Annotated in this window: 16 protein-coding genes; 8 read left to right on the top strand and 8 right to left on the bottom strand. The window is 70.1% G+C overall.

Annotated elements, in window-relative coordinates; genetic code table 11:
- Nucleotides 1–2 precede the first annotated feature (2 nt).
- Nucleotides 3–623, top strand: coding sequence for an NAD(P)H-dependent oxidoreductase (locus HD599_RS08445; RefSeq protein ID WP_184235938.1), 621 nt, complete (start codon nt 3–5; stop codon nt 621–623).
- A 70-nt stretch (nt 624–693) separates the two neighbouring features.
- Complete coding sequence (locus tag HD599_RS08440) at nt 694–1,182, top strand: nucleoside 2-deoxyribosyltransferase (RefSeq protein ID WP_184235935.1); 489 nt, start codon at nt 694–696, stop codon at nt 1,180–1,182.
- 5 nt (nt 1,183–1,187) lie between these two features.
- Here HD599_RS08440 and HD599_RS08435 read toward each other — a convergent pair whose 3' ends face one another.
- Nucleotides 1,188–2,009: a VOC family protein gene (locus tag HD599_RS08435; RefSeq protein ID WP_184235932.1), complete on the bottom strand. Its 822-nt coding sequence runs from the start codon at nt 2,007–2,009 to the stop codon at nt 1,188–1,190.
- Between the two features lie 808 nt (nt 2,010–2,817).
- Between HD599_RS08435 and HD599_RS08430 the strand changes: the two genes are divergently transcribed.
- The 3 genes from HD599_RS08430 (at nt 2,818) to HD599_RS08420 (ending at nt 6,991) form a co-directional block, all read left to right on the top strand.
- Complete coding sequence (locus tag HD599_RS08430) at nt 2,818–5,061, top strand: Ig-like domain repeat protein (protein WP_184235930.1); 2,244 nt, start codon at nt 2,818–2,820, stop codon at nt 5,059–5,061.
- A 245-nt stretch (nt 5,062–5,306) separates the two neighbouring features.
- Nucleotides 5,307–6,047, top strand: a complete 741-nt coding sequence (locus HD599_RS08425) for a response regulator (protein ID WP_184235927.1) — start codon at nt 5,307–5,309, stop codon at nt 6,045–6,047.
- 50 nt (nt 6,048–6,097) lie between these two features.
- Complete coding sequence (locus HD599_RS08420; protein WP_184235925.1) at nt 6,098–6,991, top strand: SDR family oxidoreductase; 894 nt, start codon at nt 6,098–6,100, stop codon at nt 6,989–6,991.
- A gap of 88 nt (nt 6,992–7,079) precedes the next feature.
- Here HD599_RS08420 and HD599_RS08415 read toward each other — a convergent pair whose 3' ends face one another.
- Complete coding sequence (locus tag HD599_RS08415) at nt 7,080–7,880, bottom strand: SDR family NAD(P)-dependent oxidoreductase (protein WP_184235922.1); 801 nt, start codon at nt 7,878–7,880, stop codon at nt 7,080–7,082.
- 85 nt (nt 7,881–7,965) lie between these two features.
- On the opposite strand from HD599_RS08415, the gene HD599_RS08410 reads away from it, so the two are divergent.
- Entirely contained in the window at nt 7,966–8,853 is an 888-nt protein-coding gene (locus HD599_RS08410; RefSeq protein WP_184235919.1) for an SMP-30/gluconolactonase/LRE family protein, read from the top strand.
- On the opposite strand, the gene HD599_RS08405 is transcribed toward HD599_RS08410, so the two are convergent.
- Genes HD599_RS08405 through HD599_RS17985 form a run of 5 tightly spaced genes read right to left on the bottom strand, consistent with a single transcriptional unit; the run spans nt 8,840 to nt 14,319 of the window.
- Nucleotides 8,840–10,639, bottom strand: a complete 1,800-nt coding sequence (locus HD599_RS08405; protein ID WP_184235916.1) for a glycoside hydrolase family 15 protein — start codon at nt 10,637–10,639, stop codon at nt 8,840–8,842. The two genes, HD599_RS08410 and HD599_RS08405, sit on opposite strands and share 14 nt — an antisense overlap.
- Before the next feature lie 4 nt (nt 10,640–10,643).
- Nucleotides 10,644–11,198: a Dps family protein gene (locus HD599_RS08400; protein WP_184235912.1), complete on the bottom strand. Its 555-nt coding sequence runs from the start codon at nt 11,196–11,198 to the stop codon at nt 10,644–10,646.
- Nucleotides 11,199–11,219: 21 nt separating this feature from the next.
- Nucleotides 11,220–11,936, bottom strand: a complete 717-nt coding sequence (locus HD599_RS08395) for a glycosyltransferase family 2 protein (RefSeq protein ID WP_184235909.1) — start codon at nt 11,934–11,936, stop codon at nt 11,220–11,222.
- Entirely contained in the window at nt 11,933–13,285 is a 1,353-nt protein-coding gene (locus HD599_RS17990; RefSeq protein WP_246376130.1) for a bifunctional PIG-L family deacetylase/class I SAM-dependent methyltransferase, read from the bottom strand. Before HD599_RS17990 ends, HD599_RS08395 begins: the two co-directional genes overlap by 4 nt.
- Complete coding sequence (locus HD599_RS17985) at nt 13,279–14,319, bottom strand: acyl-CoA dehydrogenase (protein ID WP_246376129.1); 1,041 nt, start codon at nt 14,317–14,319, stop codon at nt 13,279–13,281. The genes HD599_RS17990 and HD599_RS17985 overlap by 7 nt, the downstream gene beginning before the upstream one ends.
- Nucleotides 14,320–14,460: 141 nt before the next feature.
- Between HD599_RS17985 and HD599_RS08385 the strand changes: the two genes are divergently transcribed.
- Nucleotides 14,461–15,132 carry a Pr6Pr family membrane protein gene (locus tag HD599_RS08385; RefSeq protein WP_184235906.1) on the top strand — a complete coding sequence of 224 codons (672 nt, stop codon included), beginning with the start codon at nt 14,461–14,463 and terminating at the stop codon, nt 15,130–15,132.
- Between the two features lies 1 nt (nt 15,133).
- Here the strand turns inward: HD599_RS08385 and HD599_RS08380 are convergent, their stop codons facing one another.
- Entirely contained in the window at nt 15,134–15,328 is a 195-nt protein-coding gene (locus HD599_RS08380; RefSeq protein WP_184240700.1) for a hypothetical protein, read from the bottom strand.
- A gap of 121 nt (nt 15,329–15,449) precedes the next feature.
- Here HD599_RS08380 and HD599_RS08375 point away from each other — a divergent pair, with 121 nt between their 5' ends.
- Nucleotides 15,450–16,283 carry a DUF1684 domain-containing protein gene (locus HD599_RS08375; protein ID WP_184235903.1) on the top strand — a complete coding sequence of 278 codons (834 nt, stop codon included), beginning with the start codon at nt 15,450–15,452 and terminating at the stop codon, nt 16,281–16,283.
- Nucleotides 16,284–16,329: the final 46 nt, after the last annotated feature.

Below are 16,329 nucleotides of genomic sequence, written 5' to 3'. Positions count from 1 at the left end.
AGATGAAGATACATATCGTCAACGCCCACCTCGTCTACCCGGACTGGACGGAGGGCGGACTCAACCGCTCGATGGCCGACAGGGCGCGCGACCACCTCCGAGCCCTCGGCCACGAGGTGACGGAGACCGCGATCGAGGACGGTGTCGACCCGGAAAGCGAAGTCCAGCGTTATATCGACGCCGACCTGGTGATCCTGCAGACGCCCATCAACTGGTTCGGTGCACCGTGGCCGTACAAGCGGTACGTCGACGAGGTCTTCAATGCCGGTCTGCACAGCAGGAGGCTGCTCGACAACGACGGACGCACCCGGAGCGACCCGACCCGTCAGTACGGCACGGGCGGCCACATGCACGGCAAGGGGTTCTTCGTCGCCGCCACGTGGAGTGCGCCCGCGGGAACATTCGGCAACCCGGACAGCGTGCTGTTCGAGGGGAAGACCGTCGACGACCTGCTGCTCGGCATCAGCGCGAGCTACAGGTTCGTGGGCTTCACCGTGCTGCAGAGCTACGGGATCTTCGACATCTTCCGCGGCACCGACATCACCGCGGGAATCGAGGACTACACCGCGCACGTCGATGCACAGCTCGCCGTGCTCGCGGGAGCTGGGAAGGTGCAACTGTAACGAGGGGGCGGGGGCGGGCCGAGCCCGCGGCCCGTTGTAGCCTCGAAGCTCGCCCTCCGAAAGGACCCCTGTGACTTCGACCCGTGCCCGCGTCTACACCGCCGGCCCCGCCGTTTTCTTCCCCGACCTCGCCGAGCGTATCGCCGCGTCGCACCGCAACGCCGACGCGCACGGGCTCGTGGCGATCGTCCCGGGCGACGTGCTCGACCGCCCTGTGGACTTCCCGCCGCAGCCGACGATGCAGGACATCTACCGGCTGAACGTCGACCGGCTGCTCCGTTCCGACGCGGTCGTCGCCGACCTGACGCCATTCCGCGGCCCGAGCGCCGACCCCGGGACGGTCTGGGAAATCGGCTTCGCGGTCGCCCTGGGCAAGCCCGTCTTCGGCTACACCGAGGATCTCCGGGAGTACCGCGAGAAGGTCGCGCCCGACGGCCTGCGGGTGGAAGACCACGGCGCGGTCGACAACCTGATGATCGCGGCATCCGTCGAATCGGTCGTCGCCGGGCAGGACGACGCCATGGCGGCCGTCGCCAAGTGGTGGGCGTCGCGCGGCTGAACCCGTCAGCGCGGGTCGCGGAACTCGCTGATCGTGAACTCGGCGCCCTGCGGGTCGCGGATGTCGGCGAGAAGCGCCCAGACCTGGTCGTCGGTCGCGAGCACCGTGCCGCCGAGGTCCTCGACCAGAGCGATGCTCGATGCGCGGTCGGCGACGCTGAACTTCACCCGCCAACGGGACGCCGTACCCGCGGGGGCGGGCTCGACGGCGCCGATCACGTCGGCAAAGCCTTCGGGGGCGCCGGCCTGACGCTCGTAGATATGGGGGTCGGATGTCGCGGCGAGATAGTCCCCGTACCCGGGCACGGCGATCATCGCCTCGACCGTCGCTCCGAAGTCGAGGTACCGCCAGCCGAACACCCCCGTGTAGAACCGTCGCGCCGCCTCCGGGTCGCTCGAGAGCAGGTCGCTGAAGTTCCACGTGCCGGGCACATTGACGAGCTGCGCCCCCGGGTGGTCCTGAGCCTGCCAGAGGCGGAACTCGGCTCCCTGCGGATCGAGCGCGGTCGCGGTGCGGCCGTCGGTGCCGGCATCCCGCGGCGGGGCGACGACGGTGCCACCCGCCCGCCCGATGGCGGTGGTGGTCGCGTCGACGTCGTCCGTCGCGACGAAGGTCGTCCAGCGTGGTGCGCCCGTGCCGGCCGAGATCGCACCGACGTCGGCGCCGTCGAGCGACGCCATCAGGTAGACCGGTGCGTCGGGCGGCATGACGTTGTGGAACGACCAGCCGAAGAGCCGGCCGTAGAAGCGGCTGGCGGCTTCGGGATCGGGTTCCTCGGCGGCGATCCAGCACGTGACGCCGGTCGGGTAGGTGCGCTGCTCGGGCATGGTGTCCTCCTCGGTTCGCTCGACAGGCTAGACCCGGCGCGCAGTGCCGCACGAGGGTCTGGCGCCGGACGCCGACGCCGCCCCGAGCGCGGCCCATGTTGCAAATTCAGGAACTCTGCGTGCGAAGCCGTGACCGCGCCGCGGAATGGCGGGGGAGCGCTCGGCCGCGATGTTCAGACTTCCTGAATTTCCACAACACGGCGGTGGAGCTGCCACAACCCGCCACCCCGCCGAGCCCACGGCGGCCCGGACTGCGCCACCCCGCACCCCCAGTTCGGGGGTGCTAGTAGCGCCGCGACACGGTGGCGAACAACGCCTGTAGTGAAACTGTTTCGTTATAAACTTTGCCCCGATCTGGGGTTTTTCCGTTTCTGAAGGCGTTTCAGCGATATGGTGAGGCTGTACGCGGCCGAGGGTGTCGCGAACTTGTTCACAGGTTGCCCAATCCGCAAGGTCCATGCTTACGGATACATATCGAGTCACCGCACCGCTGGAAGCAGTCTCCCCTAGTCCTGGCCTCCAGCGTTGCCCGTCCCCGCGGGCAACGAGGTGGGTGACCCGATGTTCCACATCTCGGGTGTCGCCGCCGACCCTCTCTCCGATGGCGTCGCGGTCACCCGCCCCCGATGTCCGATCGCCGAGAACGCCGCGTTTATGCCCGAGATCGCGGGACTACCGACGGCCGAGAGATTCCCGGCCGCTGTGAACGTCGCTTACCTCGGAGTACCCCATTCCTACCCACCCCCGCGCTGTCGCGCGTCTGTCCGTCGCTATCCTGGCCTTCCTCGCCATCGTCCTCGGCTCCGTCGTGGCCTCCGCGCCCGCCGCGAACGCCGCCACGTCGAGCGCCCACACCATGGCGCTCACCGTCGTCGTCGCGATCCCTGCCGACAAGTCGACAAGTGACAACACCTGGACTACCGCGCGGATGCGCAGTCTGCTCGCCAGCGCCGACAGCTACTGGACCGCAGAGACCCAGGGCAGCGTCGTCATCCCCGTGCCGAGCGCCATCACGGTCGTGCGCACCGCCGCGAGGTCCACGGACTCGGCGAAGAGCGTTCTCGCCACGGTCGCCTCCGAGATCGGGTTCACCCAGGGCGCGTACAAGACGCTCGTCGTGTTCACCCCGGCCACCAGCGTCATCTCGGCGAGCGGCGCGTCGGTCGCAGCGGCCACCTACGGTAACAGCACCGAGAACGGCGGACAGATCATCGTCAGCGCGAAGCCGAAGACCGACACCGTGCTCGCCAACATCGTGACCCACGAGTTCGGCCACCTGTTCAGCATCGGCCACGCCAACCGCCTCGGCTGCGGCGACGGCCACGTCGACTCGCTGCCCGCCGCGAACGGCAAGGGCTGGCAGAACACCACCTGCGCGACCGTCGAGTACGACGACAACAACGACGTCATGTCGAACGGCTACGCACGCGGCGCACTGAACTCCGTGCTGGCGAGCGAGGCCGGCTTCACCAAGGCCACCGACGTCCTCACCGTCACGCCGACCGCCACGGCCACCAGCTACACGCTGCTCCCGTGGGCGGACGACACGATCACCACCGCCAAGGCCATCCGCATCACCGACAGCAGCACCGGCATCCCGTTCTACGTCGAACTGCGTACTGCGGTCGGCCTCGACTCCGCCGACGCCGTGGGCGTGCGCGCCGGCGTGAAGATACTCAAGGCCAACAGCGCCGGCGGCGGGTCCGTCACACTCGACCCGACCCCGACCCTGAAGAAGCTCAACACCGACGGCAAGCAGACCTGGGACGCGGGCAGCACCTTCGTCAACGCCTCCCAGACCCTCGGCGTGACGATCACCAACGTCAGCGCCACCCGCGCCACGGTCTCCGTCGTCAGGCTCACCCCGCAGACCGCAGCCGCGTACCAGGCGAAGGCCGACGCCGCGACGCCCCAGGTCACGGCCACCGCCTCCACCACCGCCAGCTACTACGGCACGGCGGGCACCCTGACGATCGTCTCCCGCGATGCCAAGGGCGCCGCGATCACGGGCACCGTCGCCGTCTCCGAGGGATCGACAGCGATCGCCACCGCGACGATCACGAGCACCGGCACCGCGACCGTCACCATTCCGAAGACCGCCACCGCCGGCGTCCATCACTACACTCTCGTGCACTCCGTCCCGGGTGTGCGATCCGGTTCCGTCGCCCTCACCGTCGCCAAGGCGACACCCACCTTGGCCGCCACCGCATCCGCGACAACGGTCACGGCCGGCACGGCGGGCGCCACGACGGCGATCACGCTCACGATTCCCACGAACATCCCGCTGTCCGGCACGGTCACGGTGACGAAGGATGGCGCGGCCGCCGGCTCGCTCAGCCTGACCAGCGCGAGCAAGGGTTCCGCCAGCTACGCCGTCGGAGCACTCACCGCGGGCAAGCACACGCTGACCTTCTCCTACGCCGGCGCCGGGAACACTCTGCCCGCGAAGTCCAGCGTCGTGATCACCGCGGTCGACGCGGCGAACGCGGCCAGCGTCACCGCCACGTCGGCGGGAGCCTCCACCTACTATGCGAACCAGGGCACCCTCGCCATCACGGCCAAGAACGGCAAGGGTGTCGGCGTCGCCGGCACCGTCACCGTCTACGAGGGGTCCACGAAGGTCGGCGCCGTCGCGGTCCCCGCCACGGGCACAGCGAGCTTCGCCCTGCCGAAGACCGTGTCGGCGGGCACCCACACCTACCGCCTCGTGCACTCCACCACCGCCGTGCAGTCGGGGAGCGTCAGCCACACGGTCGCGAAGGCGAAGTCGACGACGGTCGCGAGGGCCACCGCCACGGTGATCGCCGCGGGCGACACGACCGCCGCCGTCAAGGTCTCCGCGACGATCCCGGGCGTCGGCCTGGTCGGCACCGTGACCGTGGCAGACAACGGAGCGGCCGGAAAGCCCATCGCCCTGAACGCCGCCAATAAGGGCACCGGCACCTTCGCCCTCGGCTCGCTCACGGCGGGCAAGCACACGCTGGTGTTCAGCTACACCGGCGGGGCGAACACGACGCCGTCGTCCGCGACTGTCGTCGTCACCGTGAAGTAGCGCGCCGCACGCCCAGCGAACTCACGGCTATGTACGCCGAATGGATTAGACGGATATCCCCTCAATGGACGACGCGATCCCGGCGACGGGGGAGCAGGCTGGATGCATCCCAGCCGTCGAAAGAGGTACACCGTGGCCGTCATCGTGTCGAACACCGTAGTCAGCACCGATCCGCGTGAGCAGAGTGTGGCGGTCAGCCCCGCCGCACTCGAGCTGCCGCCGACGACGAGCGTGAGCGTGACCTGGTGACCGTCGGATCCGACACCGGCGTGATCGACCGCATCGACGCGTCCTTCCCGTCGCCGCGACCGAACCGGGTGCTCGTCATCGACGAGGAGGAACCGCTCACCAACCTGCTGACCCTCGCCCTCACCTTCGAGGGCTGGCAGGTCGAGACACTGGCGAACGGCACGGGCGCCGTCGAGGCCGCGACCCGTTTCGCCCCCGACGCGATCCTGCTCGACATGATGCTGCCCGACCTGAGCGGCATCGAGGTCGTCACGGGCCTGCGCGAGAGCGGCATCGACACCCCCGTCATCTTCCTCACCGGCCGCACCGCCTTGGAGGACCGCATCGCCGCCTTCGGCGCGGGCGGCGACGACTACATGACCAAGCCGTTCGGCCTCGAGGAGGTCACCCGCCGGTTGCGCGGCGTCTTCCGCCGCAGCGGACTCGCGCCGACCAGCCTGGTCTTCGGCGACGTCGTGCTCGATACCGCCACGAGCCAGGTCTGGCGCGCCCGCCAGCCCGTGCTGTTGTCGAGCCTCGAGGTGCAACTGCTGCGCGTGCTCATCGAGCGGCGCGGCGAACCGGTCGACGGCACCGGCATCATCCGCAGCCTCGGGTTCTCCGGCCACACGGTCGTCGACTCCGCGGCCGCTCGGGCGGTCGAGAGCGTCAGGACGAAAGTGAATGCGGATGGCGCGCCCGTCGTCCACGTACGGGGCGGTTCCGCGTGGCTAGCCGAGGTCGACCGCAAAAGCTAGGCCCGGGCGCAGATCGGGGTCTATTCGGGTGCCGCTGGTAGACCGGGGGAATGACATCCGACATCTACAGCCCCAAAAACCCGATCGACCTCTACCCCGCACCGCCGTTCAAGCCGCAGCAGCAGGACGACACGGGCACCGCCCCGGCGATGGACCCGAAGCCCGACCACGGTGAAGAGAGCTACATCGGCCACGGACGTCTGGCCGGTCGCAAGGCACTCGTCACGGGCGCCGACTCCGGCATCGGACGTGCGGTCGCGATCGCGTTCGCGCGCGAGGGCGCCGACGTCGCCCTGAGCTACCTCGACGTGGAACAGCCCGAGGGCGACAGCACCGCGTCGTGGGTCGAGAAGGCGGGCCAGAAGGCCGTCCAGCTGCCGGCCGACCTCTCCGACGAGCAGGCCAGCATCAAGGTCGTCGACGACGCGGCCGAGCAGCTCGGCGGCCTGGACATCCTCGTGATGGTCGCGGGCGAGATGCCCACCGTCGACAGCATCGACGACTTCGACACCGAGACCTTCGACCACCTGCTGCGCCTCAACGTGCACAACATGTTCTGGATGACCAAGGCGGCAAAGAAGCACTTCGCTCCCGGCGCCGCGATCATCACGACCTCGTCGGTGCAGGGCTTCCACCCGTCGCCCGCGCTGGTCGAGTACGCGGTGACCAAGGCCGGCATCGCCAACTTCACGCGCGGAATGGCGCAGCAGCTCGCGCAGGACGGCATCCGCGTCAACGGCGTCGCACCCGGCCCGTTCTGGACGCCGCTGCAGCCGAGCTCGGTGCCGAACGAGAAGATCGAGGTCTTCGGCGAGGAGACGCCGTACGGCCGTCCCGGACAGCCGGCCGAGATCGCCTCGACCTACGTGTACCTCGCCTCGCAGGAGGCCAGCTACACGAGCGGCGAGACCATCGTCGTGAGCGGCGGAGAGCCGCTGCACTAGGGCGCTACAACACCCGGTCCCTGAGCTCGTCGAAGGGCCTCATCGCGAGGCACCCTTAGACAAGCTCAGGGACCGCGGGCGTTAGCCGCTAGATCGTCGCGACCGACCCCGAGTCGACGCGGTAGTTCGAGCCGTTGACGAAGCTGGCCAGGTCCGAGCAGAGGAACGCGATCACGTTAGCGACCTCGTCGGGCTCGCCGCGGCGCTTGAGCTCCATGTACGGGCGTTCCTCGTCGAGGAACGACTCGATCGCGTCATCCACGTCGGTGCCCAGCTTGTCGGCACGCTTCTCCATCATCGCGTCGGTCATCGGCGTGTGGATGAACGCGGGGGAGACCGCGTTCACCAGCAGGCCCTCGGTGGCGTAGCTGCGCGACAGCCCCTTGGCCAGCGCGAGAATGCCGGCCTTCGCGGCGCAGTAGGGCAGCTCGTCGTCGTACGGCTGCACGGCGTCCTCGGAGGCGAGGAACACGAGGCGGCCCCAGCCGCCCGTCCGCAGCGCGGGAAGGAACGCGCTCACGAGCCGTACGGGCCCCATCAGATCGACCTCGAGGGTCGAGGTCCACCCCTCGTCGTCGATCTCGTGAAACAGCCCCTGTGCGCCCGTGATGCCCGCGGACTGGACGAGGATGTCGATGTCGCCCACGGCACCGCTCACGTTCTTCTCCAACGCGGCGATCGATTCGACGCTCGTGACGTCGGCGGCGAAGGCGAAGAGCGTTCCCTCGGCGGCGTCGAGCTTGGCGGCCGCTTCGTCGAGCGAGTCCTGGTCTTTGTCGCTGATGACGACGGTCACGCCCTCGCCGAGGAGGATGCGTGCGGTTTCCCAGCCGATTCCCGAGTCGGCGCCGGTGATGAGTGCTTTTTTGCCTGCGATTTTCAGATCCATTCCTCCACCGTATGTCGGCCCCCTGATTTCGCCCTGACCTTGACAAGCGCTTGCCGCCGGACAAGCGGCGTGGTGGGCTGGGGGCATGCCTTCTCCGACCGTCTTTCGTTCTGCCCGCGCGATTCTCGGCGAGAGCCTGGTGGCGGATGCCGCGTCCGACGCCCCCGCCATGCTCTGGTGCGACATCACGGCGGGGCTCCTCCACCGCAGCCCGCTCGACGGCGCGGCCGACGGTTCCGACGACGGGGTCATCGCGTTGCCGGCACCGGTCGCCTCGTTCCACCTCGCCGACCTCGACGGGGCGAGGGGCTACGTCGTCTCGCTCGGCGACCGCGTCGTGCTCGTCGACGCCGCCGGGGACATCGTGCGCCAGCTGGCCGCGATCGACCACGCGCACGACGGGCTGCGGCTCAACGAGGGCAAGGTCGACCCGGCGGGCCGCTGGGTCACCGGGTCGATGGATCTCACCCGGGGCGAGCCGGACGGCGCGTTCTACTCCGTGACAGCCGAGGGGGCTCGCGTGATCGCCGGCGGCATCGGCACCGCGAACGGCCTGGAGTGGTCGCCCGACGGCACCCGCATCTACTACACCGACACGAGCACCCAGACGATCTACACCGGCGCCTACTCCGCCGACGGCGATATCTCGGGCGTCGAGGTGTTCCACACCGGCGAGATGCACGACGGACTTGCCATGGACGCCGAGGGCTGCCTGTGGGGCGCGGTCTACGGCGGCGGGGTCGTCGTGCGCTACGACGGGGCGGGAACCGAGCTCGAGCGGCACGAGTTCCCGGCGCCCAACCTCACGTCGGTGGCGTTCGGCGGCGGCGACAGCGCGACCCTCTACGTCGCGAGCGCGCGGGAGAACCTCACCGAGGGACAACTGCAGCGGCATCCGCTCTCTGGCTCGGTCTTCGCCCTGCAGACCGGAACCAGCGGGCGGGCCGCCCGGGTCTTCGTCAGTCGCGGCTGAGTTCCTCGATCGTGATCGCCGTGTTGACGAGCGCGAGGTGGCTCAGCCCCTGGGGGAAGTTGCCGAGGAACGCGTGCGATTCGGCGTCGATCATCTCCGAGTACAGGCCGACGTCGTTGCCGAGATCGACGAGTTCGTCCATGAGGGCGACCGCGTCGTCCTGGCGTCCGACGCAGGCGAGTGCCGCCGCTGCCCAGAACGCGCACGAGACGAAGGTCGCCTCTTCCGCCTGCACACCGCTGTAGCGGTAGAGCAGCGGTCCGGCGCCCAGTTCGTCGCGGATGGCGTCGATCGTCGAGGCCATGCGCGGCCCGCGCTCGAAGCCGCTCGGCCCGTGCAGCAGGATCGAGGCGTCGAGGTCGTCGCTGCCGGCGTAGAAGGTGTACGCCTGACGTTCCTCGCTCCAGCAGTTCTCCTCCACCCACTCCTTGATGGCGTCGCGCTCTGCGGCCCAGCGCGCGGCGCTGCCCGGGATCTGGCCGAGTTCGCAGAGTTTCACGGCGTTGTCGAGGGCGCTCCAGCAGCCCATCTTCGACGAGGTGTAGTGGTGCACGTCGGGCAGTTCCCACATGCCGTGGTCCTGCCGGTGCCAGGCGTCGCAGGTGGTGTCGGCGACCTCGGCGAGCAGCCGGCCGGTCTCGGCGTCGAGGATGTTGCCGGCCTCGACGTAGCGCCGCATCACGTCGAAGAGGTCGCCGTAGACGCCGAGCTGCAGCTGGCCGCCCGCGGGGTTTCCCGTGACGACGGGCTTGTTGCCGCGCCATCCGGCCATGTCGTGTTCTTCGACGCCCGACGGCACGTCGCCGTCGAGCGTGTAGAAGACGTGCAGGTCGGGGCCGTTGTCCCGGATCGTGCGCAGCAGCCAGGAGACCGAGCCGTGCGTCTCCTCGCGCAGTCCGAAGCGGATGAGCGCCGTCACCGTGTAGGCGAGGTCGCGCACCCAGGCGAACCGGTAGTCCCAGTTCTTGCCGCCGGCGAGGGACTCGGGCAGCGAGGTGGTGGCGGCCGCCGCGATCGCGCCGGTGGGGCTGAAGATCAGGAGCTTGAGGGCGAGCGCGCTGCGCTGCACCGCGTCGGACCACGGGCCGTCGTAGTTGAACTCCCGCGACCAGGCGCGCCAGTTCTCGATCGTACGGTCGATCCCGCGGTCGACATTGCCGGGGTCGGGCAGGTGCAGCGGTTCGTTCGAGGTGCCGACCACCGTGACCTGGTGCAGCGAACCGGCCGCGGTGGTGAAGGTGCCGGCGATCGCCTGGTTGCCGCTGCGGCGGGCGCCGTTGTCGATGCCGCGCACGGCGATCGTGACGCCGTCGATGCGGATGACCTGGCCGTGCGTCGTGACGTCGATCCACGGGGAGGCACTGCCGAGGCGGGAGCCGGGTGCGACCTTCCAGCGGAACTTCACGTCGCCGTCGACACCCTCGATGCGGCGGGCGAGCTCCACCCACGGCAGGCGACCCGCGACGCCGGTGACGAGAGCGTCGGTGACCCGGGCCACGCCGGAATCCGTGGTGAACGTGGTCTCGAGCACGTTGGTCGCCGGTACGTAGCGGCGCTTCACCGTGAACGGCTCGACGGGGGCGAGCGCGATGGCTCCGCCCCCGTCGGCGTCGAGCAGCCGGGCGAACACCGGTATCGAGTCGAGACTCGGGATCGGCAGCCAGTCGACGGAGCCGTCCTCGGCGATCAGAGCGACGGTACGGCCGTCACCGATCGCCCCGTACGAACGCAGATCCACGTATCCGGAGTCTCTGCTGGCGGGCGGGGCGGTGGTGCGGCGTGCCAATCGGTCAGCCTTTCTTCGAGGGTGATGTAGCGGGCTTGCGGTTCTCGGCGGAGACCATCCAGGCGAACTGCTCGAGGCGCTCGATGATGCCGTGCAGGATGTCGGCGCTCGTGGGGTCTTCGTCGTCCACGTCGTCGTGCACTTCCCGCATGGTACCGACCGTAGCTTCGAGGCGCTGGGTAATCAGGTCGACGGTGTCCGCGGTGTCGATCTCGCCGTTCGGGTACTCGGGCAGGCTGGTTCCGGCCGCGACGGTGTCGCTGCGTCCGTCCGGCACGGCGTGCAGGGCGCGCAGGCGCTCGGCGACGGTGTCGCTGAATTCGCGCACCTCCTCGACGATCTCGTCGAGCTGCAGGTGCAGGTCGCGGAAGTTCTTGCCGACGACGTTCCAGTGCGCCTGCTTTCCCTGCAGGTGCAGTTCGATCAGGTCGACGTGGACGCGCTGCATGCTCTCGACGAGGATCTTCGAGGCGGTGAAGCCCTTCTCGGCGTTCTGGCGACGGGTGGGCTTGGCGCCTCCGTCGGCGGGGGCCTGGACATTGCGTTCGATGGTGGACATTGTTTTTCCTTTCCTTGGGGGTTACAGGGGTGCCGGTTCGGCCAGCAGATCGACGCGCAGGTACCGGGCGAATCCGCCCGGGGTGCGCCCGACCTGTCTGCCGGAGGTGAGCACGTCGGCGCGGTTGCTGGCGTGCGGCACGACGCCGAGCGCCACGCAGCGGTCGACCAGGGCGACGTCCTCGTGCTCGGGCAGGCCGGTGAAGCCGCCCGCCTCGAGGTAGACGTCGGCGCGCAGGCCGAGGTTGGCGCCGTGCACGTGGCCGTTGGCGATCGGCACGCCGTCGGGCTGGCTGGCCCTGACCGCGGACACCTGCGCGGGGCTGAGGTCGGCCAGGTCGGGGGACACGGTGCCGACGACGAGCCGGTGGCCGCTCTCGGCGAGCTCCACCTGTTCGAGAAGCCAGCGGCGCGGCACGACGGAGTCGGCGTCGGTGTTGGCGATCCACAGCCGGTCGGCGAGGGGGCCGGATGACGCGAGCAGCTGCCGCACGCCGGTGGCACGGGCGATCCCGACGTTCGCCGCGTCGATCTCGAGCACCTCGACCCCGGGGTAGCCGCGCGCGATCCGCGCGGTCGCGTCGAGGCAGGAGTCGGCCACCACGAGCACCGAGACCGCGAGGTCGGGGTAGCGGGCGTGCAGCACCCGCGTCGCCTCGGTCACGGAGTCGAGGCAGCGGGCCACGAGGGCCTCCTCGTCACGGGCGGGGATGACGACGAGCACGGCGGCGGGAATCATCGCAGGCCCGTCCGGGCCGCGACCGAGCGGCCGTCGGCGCTGTACACGTCGATGCGGAAGTCGTCTTCGTCGTGGTGCGCCAGCCGCGGCATCCCGACCCTCTCGGCGACGATCGCGTGCACGTCGTCGCCGGTCATCGTGTAGTCGTCGACGACGTGGCGCCAGTGGCAGGCGATCAGGGTGCCGCCGGGTGCGAGGGACGCGACCGCGTCGTCGACCACGCGGGCGAGCGCGGCGGGAGTGAAGTAGTACCCGACCTCGCTCAGCACGACGAGGTCGAAGGGGCCTGCTGGGAAGCCCGCCTGGATGTCCGCGGTCTCGATCGTGACGTGGTCGGCCCCGGCGAGCCGTTCGCGGGCGCGGGCGACGGCGATCTCGGAGACGTCGACGGCGAGAAGGGAGACGCTGCGCGGGGCGAGCTGCGCCGTGAGCACGCCGATCGAGCAGCCGATCTCGAGCACGGAGCCGTAGCGCTCCTCGGGCAGGCTGGCGAGGGTGATCGCGCGCTTACGCTGCTCGTACCAGCGGTCGGTGAAGCCCCACGGGTCCTCGTGGCGGGTGTACAGGTCGTCGAAGTAGCCGCGGTCGAGGGCGGGAGCCGGGGCGATGTACACCTCTCGGTCGCCGCGGAAGTGCTCGAGGAAGTCGGGCAGCAGCACCGCCTCGTCGCCGGGGAGGTCGCTCAGCGGGGTCACCTGGGAGACGTGGGCGGCGATGGCCGCCGTCTTGGCTGCCAGCACCGCGGCGTCGGGGGAGATCGCGACGAGCTCGGACCACGGCACGTCGGGGTGGTCGGGCGACGCCCAGTGCCAGAGCCAGACCGGGTATTCGACGAACCGGGAGGCGCGGGACGAGGCGAGCTCCGCGCAGATCTCGCCGACGATGCGGTGGTCGCGGTGACCGTCTCCGCGCCAGGTGGAGGCGAGCAGCACCGTGCCGGCCGTGGCGTCGAGCAGGCGCGCGACGGCCTCGGTCACCGCGGCACGGTTCTCGAGCACGGCGCCGTCGGGGAAGTCGAGGCGGTGCAGCGTGGCGTCGGGCGCGAGCGCCCGTATCGCCGCCGTCGCCTCGTCGGCGCGGAAGGCGCGCAGCCGGTCGGCGCCCGTGGTGGTCGACGCGGGGTGCGACGCCGCGCCGTCCGTGACGATCACGACGGTGACGCCGAGTCCGCGACGCGCGCTCTCGGCGATGAGCGCGCCGGCGCCGAGCGTCTCGTCGTCGGGGTGGGCGGCCACCACGACGAGCCGGTCGATGCCGGTCAGGTCGAGCGCGGGCAGGGTGGCGAGCCGGCCGTCATCGCGCCAGGTGGCGGCGGAGGTGCCGGGCAGCGTGGAGTCGAAGCTCACCATGGCGCGTTCCCGGTGGCGAGGATGGCGCGGCCGAGCCCGGCCTGGTCGCGTTCGGCGTGGTGCTGGCGCAGGTACAGCTGCAGGTCGGCGACGCGCTTGGCGTGGGACTCGTCGAGCGCGAGCGGTGCGGGGCCGAGCGCGTGGCCCGCCCGGTCGAGGATCTCTTCCGCCGCGCGCGCGACGGTGGCGCGCACCCGCTTGGCGAGCAGCGACCCCGCTCCGCCGATGGCGTCGCCGCCGTCGACGCGCAGCGCGGCCTCGGCGAGCGCCCGGCGCGCGGTCTCGAGCAGCTCGTCGACGGCGCCGAGGTGCATCAGTGCGTAGGGCTCGTCGTCACGGGCCGCGGCGAACACGGTACGGGCGACGCCGACGGCACCCCCGAACCAGCAGGCCGCCACGCCGATGCCACCCCAGGCGAAGCCGGCACGGGAGAGGTACCAGCCGGGGTCGCCGACGGGATCGACGGCGACGGCGTCGAAGCGCAACGGGGTGCTGGGGATCTCGGCGAGGCCGCGGGCGACCCAGTCGCCGGGGGCGGAGCTCACCCCGCCCGACGCGAGGTCGACGGCGAACAGCCCGCGGCGGCCGTCGGCGAGGTGCGCGCTGACGAGCGCGTGGCTCAGCCGGCCGGCGAGCGAGCACCACGGCTTGGTGCCGGTGAGTGCCCAGCCCTGCGGTGTCTGCGTGGCCTGCAGCGGGTCGGCCCCGCCCTCGGCGGCGAAGACTCCCCAGGTGCGGGCGGGGTCGGCCGCGGCATCCCGAATCAGAGCCTGGTCGAGGATGGCGAGGGCGTCGAGATGCGGTTCGAGAGCGCGCGCGGCGCCGAGGTCGACGGCCGCGACGGTGGCCAGTCCCTCCCACAGATCGGCGGTGGCGCCGGTGCCGGGCGAGGGGGCGAGAGCGCCGAGCGCGGGCGCGGCGGCGAGCGCGGCGTCGACGTCGGCCGGCACCCCGGCGAGGAGTGCGGTGAGCAACGGACCCGCGGGAGTTTCGTGGGCGCCGAGACGGACCGGAGCGGGGGAGGGCAATTGCATGGGACTGGCCACGCTACGTTCGTCCGCGAATCCATGCATACACCTCGACTCTCGCCGGGTGTCGTGCTAGCGCCGCGCGAACACCCCGTGATTCGATAGAACCGACAGGGATTCAATCTCGACAGACCCGGGGGAACCGCCATGAGACCGACGTTCGCCATTCTCCGCACCGTGGTGGCCGTCGGTATCGACGCAGCGATCGTCGGCCAGCTGCTGGTCAGCCTGGACGTCTGGGCGGGCGTGGCGACGGGCACCAACCTGGTCAATTTCTTCAGCTTCTTCACGATCGGGTCGAACGTGCTCGCCGCGGTCGTCCTGCTGATCGGGGCCGTGCTGTTGCTGCGGGGCGACGGCGCCGATCCCGGCTGGTTCACGCTGCTCCGCGCCTGCGCCGTGACCTACATGGTCGTCACCGGCATCGTGTACAACACGCTGCTCCGCGGCATCGAACTGCCGCAGGGCGAGACCCTCGGCTGGTCGAACGAAGTGCTGCACCTCGTGGCCCCGCTCTACCTGCTGGTCGACTGGCTGTTCGCGCCGGGCCGGACCCCCGTGCGGGCGAAGCGGCTGCTCGTCGTCCTGATCTTCCCGCTGGCCTGGACCGCATACACGCTGCTGCGTGGCCCGTTCGTCGTCGACGAGATCCGCGGCAACGCGTTCTGGTACCCGTACCCGTTCCTCAACCCGCACGCGAGCGACGGCGGCTACCTCACGGTCTGGTTCTATGTGGTGCTGATCGCGGTCGTCATCGCCGCGGTCGGGGCGGGCGTGCTCTGGCTGTCGCGCCGCGAGCCCGCCCGCACAGCGGACTGAGCTATTCCTTGTTCTCGGGGTCGCCGGGTCGCACCGCTGCGTTGTCGGCGACGTCGATGCGGGTGACGCCGTCCTCTTTTTCTTCGATCGTGATGCGCGGTGCGGCGTCGGCCTCGGTGGAGCCCGAGAGCCGCAGCAGCTGGTCGCGGCGCTTCTCGTCGTCGGTCATGCCTGTGTCGTCAGTCGTATCGGTCATGTCTGGACGGTAACAGTGCGGCGGGGTGTGCCGAAATGGCACGCCGGGGCTTGCTTTCGACCGCGTGCAATAAACGCGTGTCCTTTTTGGTTATGCCGGGTGACTCGATAAGGATGGAACCATGACCGACACGACGACGCCCACGCCCGAATCCCTGCTCGCGACCTACCACGAGCGTCGCGAACTGAGCGTGGTGCAGCCGAAGGGCAACCTCGCCCTCGTCAACACCCAGTGGATCGACTCCGAGCAGACGATCTACGGCGTGCCCGGTCGCTGGGCCCCGCTGCCCGCCGGTGAATCGGGCCTGCTCGTGACGGCCGCGGCATCCGACGCCATCACGGTCGACGGCCAGCTCGTCGACGGCACCGCGGTCGTGCGCGGCAAAGACTCGGACGCCCCGGGCGACATCGACTTCGGCGACGGCAAGACCGGCTTCGTCATCGCGAGCGAAGAGGGCAACTACGCGCTGCGCGTCTGGGATGCGAACTCCGAGGAGATCCAGAAGTTCGGCTCGATCGACTCCTTCGACTACAACCCCGACTGGGTAGTGACGGCCAAGTTCACCGAGATCCCCGGCGGCAAGGCCATCGGCTTCGAGCACCTCAAGGACAACGGCAAGACCCGCGACCAGGTCGTCCCGGGCGAGATCACCTTCACCAAGGACGGCGTCGACTACGACCTCGCCGCTTTCAAGGCCGGCCGCGCGCTGCAGCTCGTGTTCGCCGACGCCACGAGCGGCGACAGCACCTACAGCGTCGGCCGCTTCCTCTTCGTCGCCCCCAACGCCGACGGCACCATCACCCTCGACTTCAACCGGGCCGTGCTGCCGCCCTGCGCGTTCAGCTACAACTTCAACTGCCCGATGCCCCCGAAGCAGAACCGTTTCGCCGTGCCGATCGAGGCCGGCGAGAAGCAGGTGCTGCAGAAGGACGGTTCGCTGCTGCACGCCGAGTAGCGCGGCACCCGGTCGCCGAGCCTGTCGAAGTGGCTCTTCGACAAGC

This window comes from Conyzicola lurida, assembly GCF_014204935.1.
Taxonomy (GTDB): Bacteria; Actinomycetota; Actinomycetes; order Actinomycetales; family Microbacteriaceae; genus Conyzicola; species Conyzicola lurida.
Note: the sequence above shows the minus strand (reverse complement) of the source record. Positions and strands in the feature narration are given on the sequence as shown.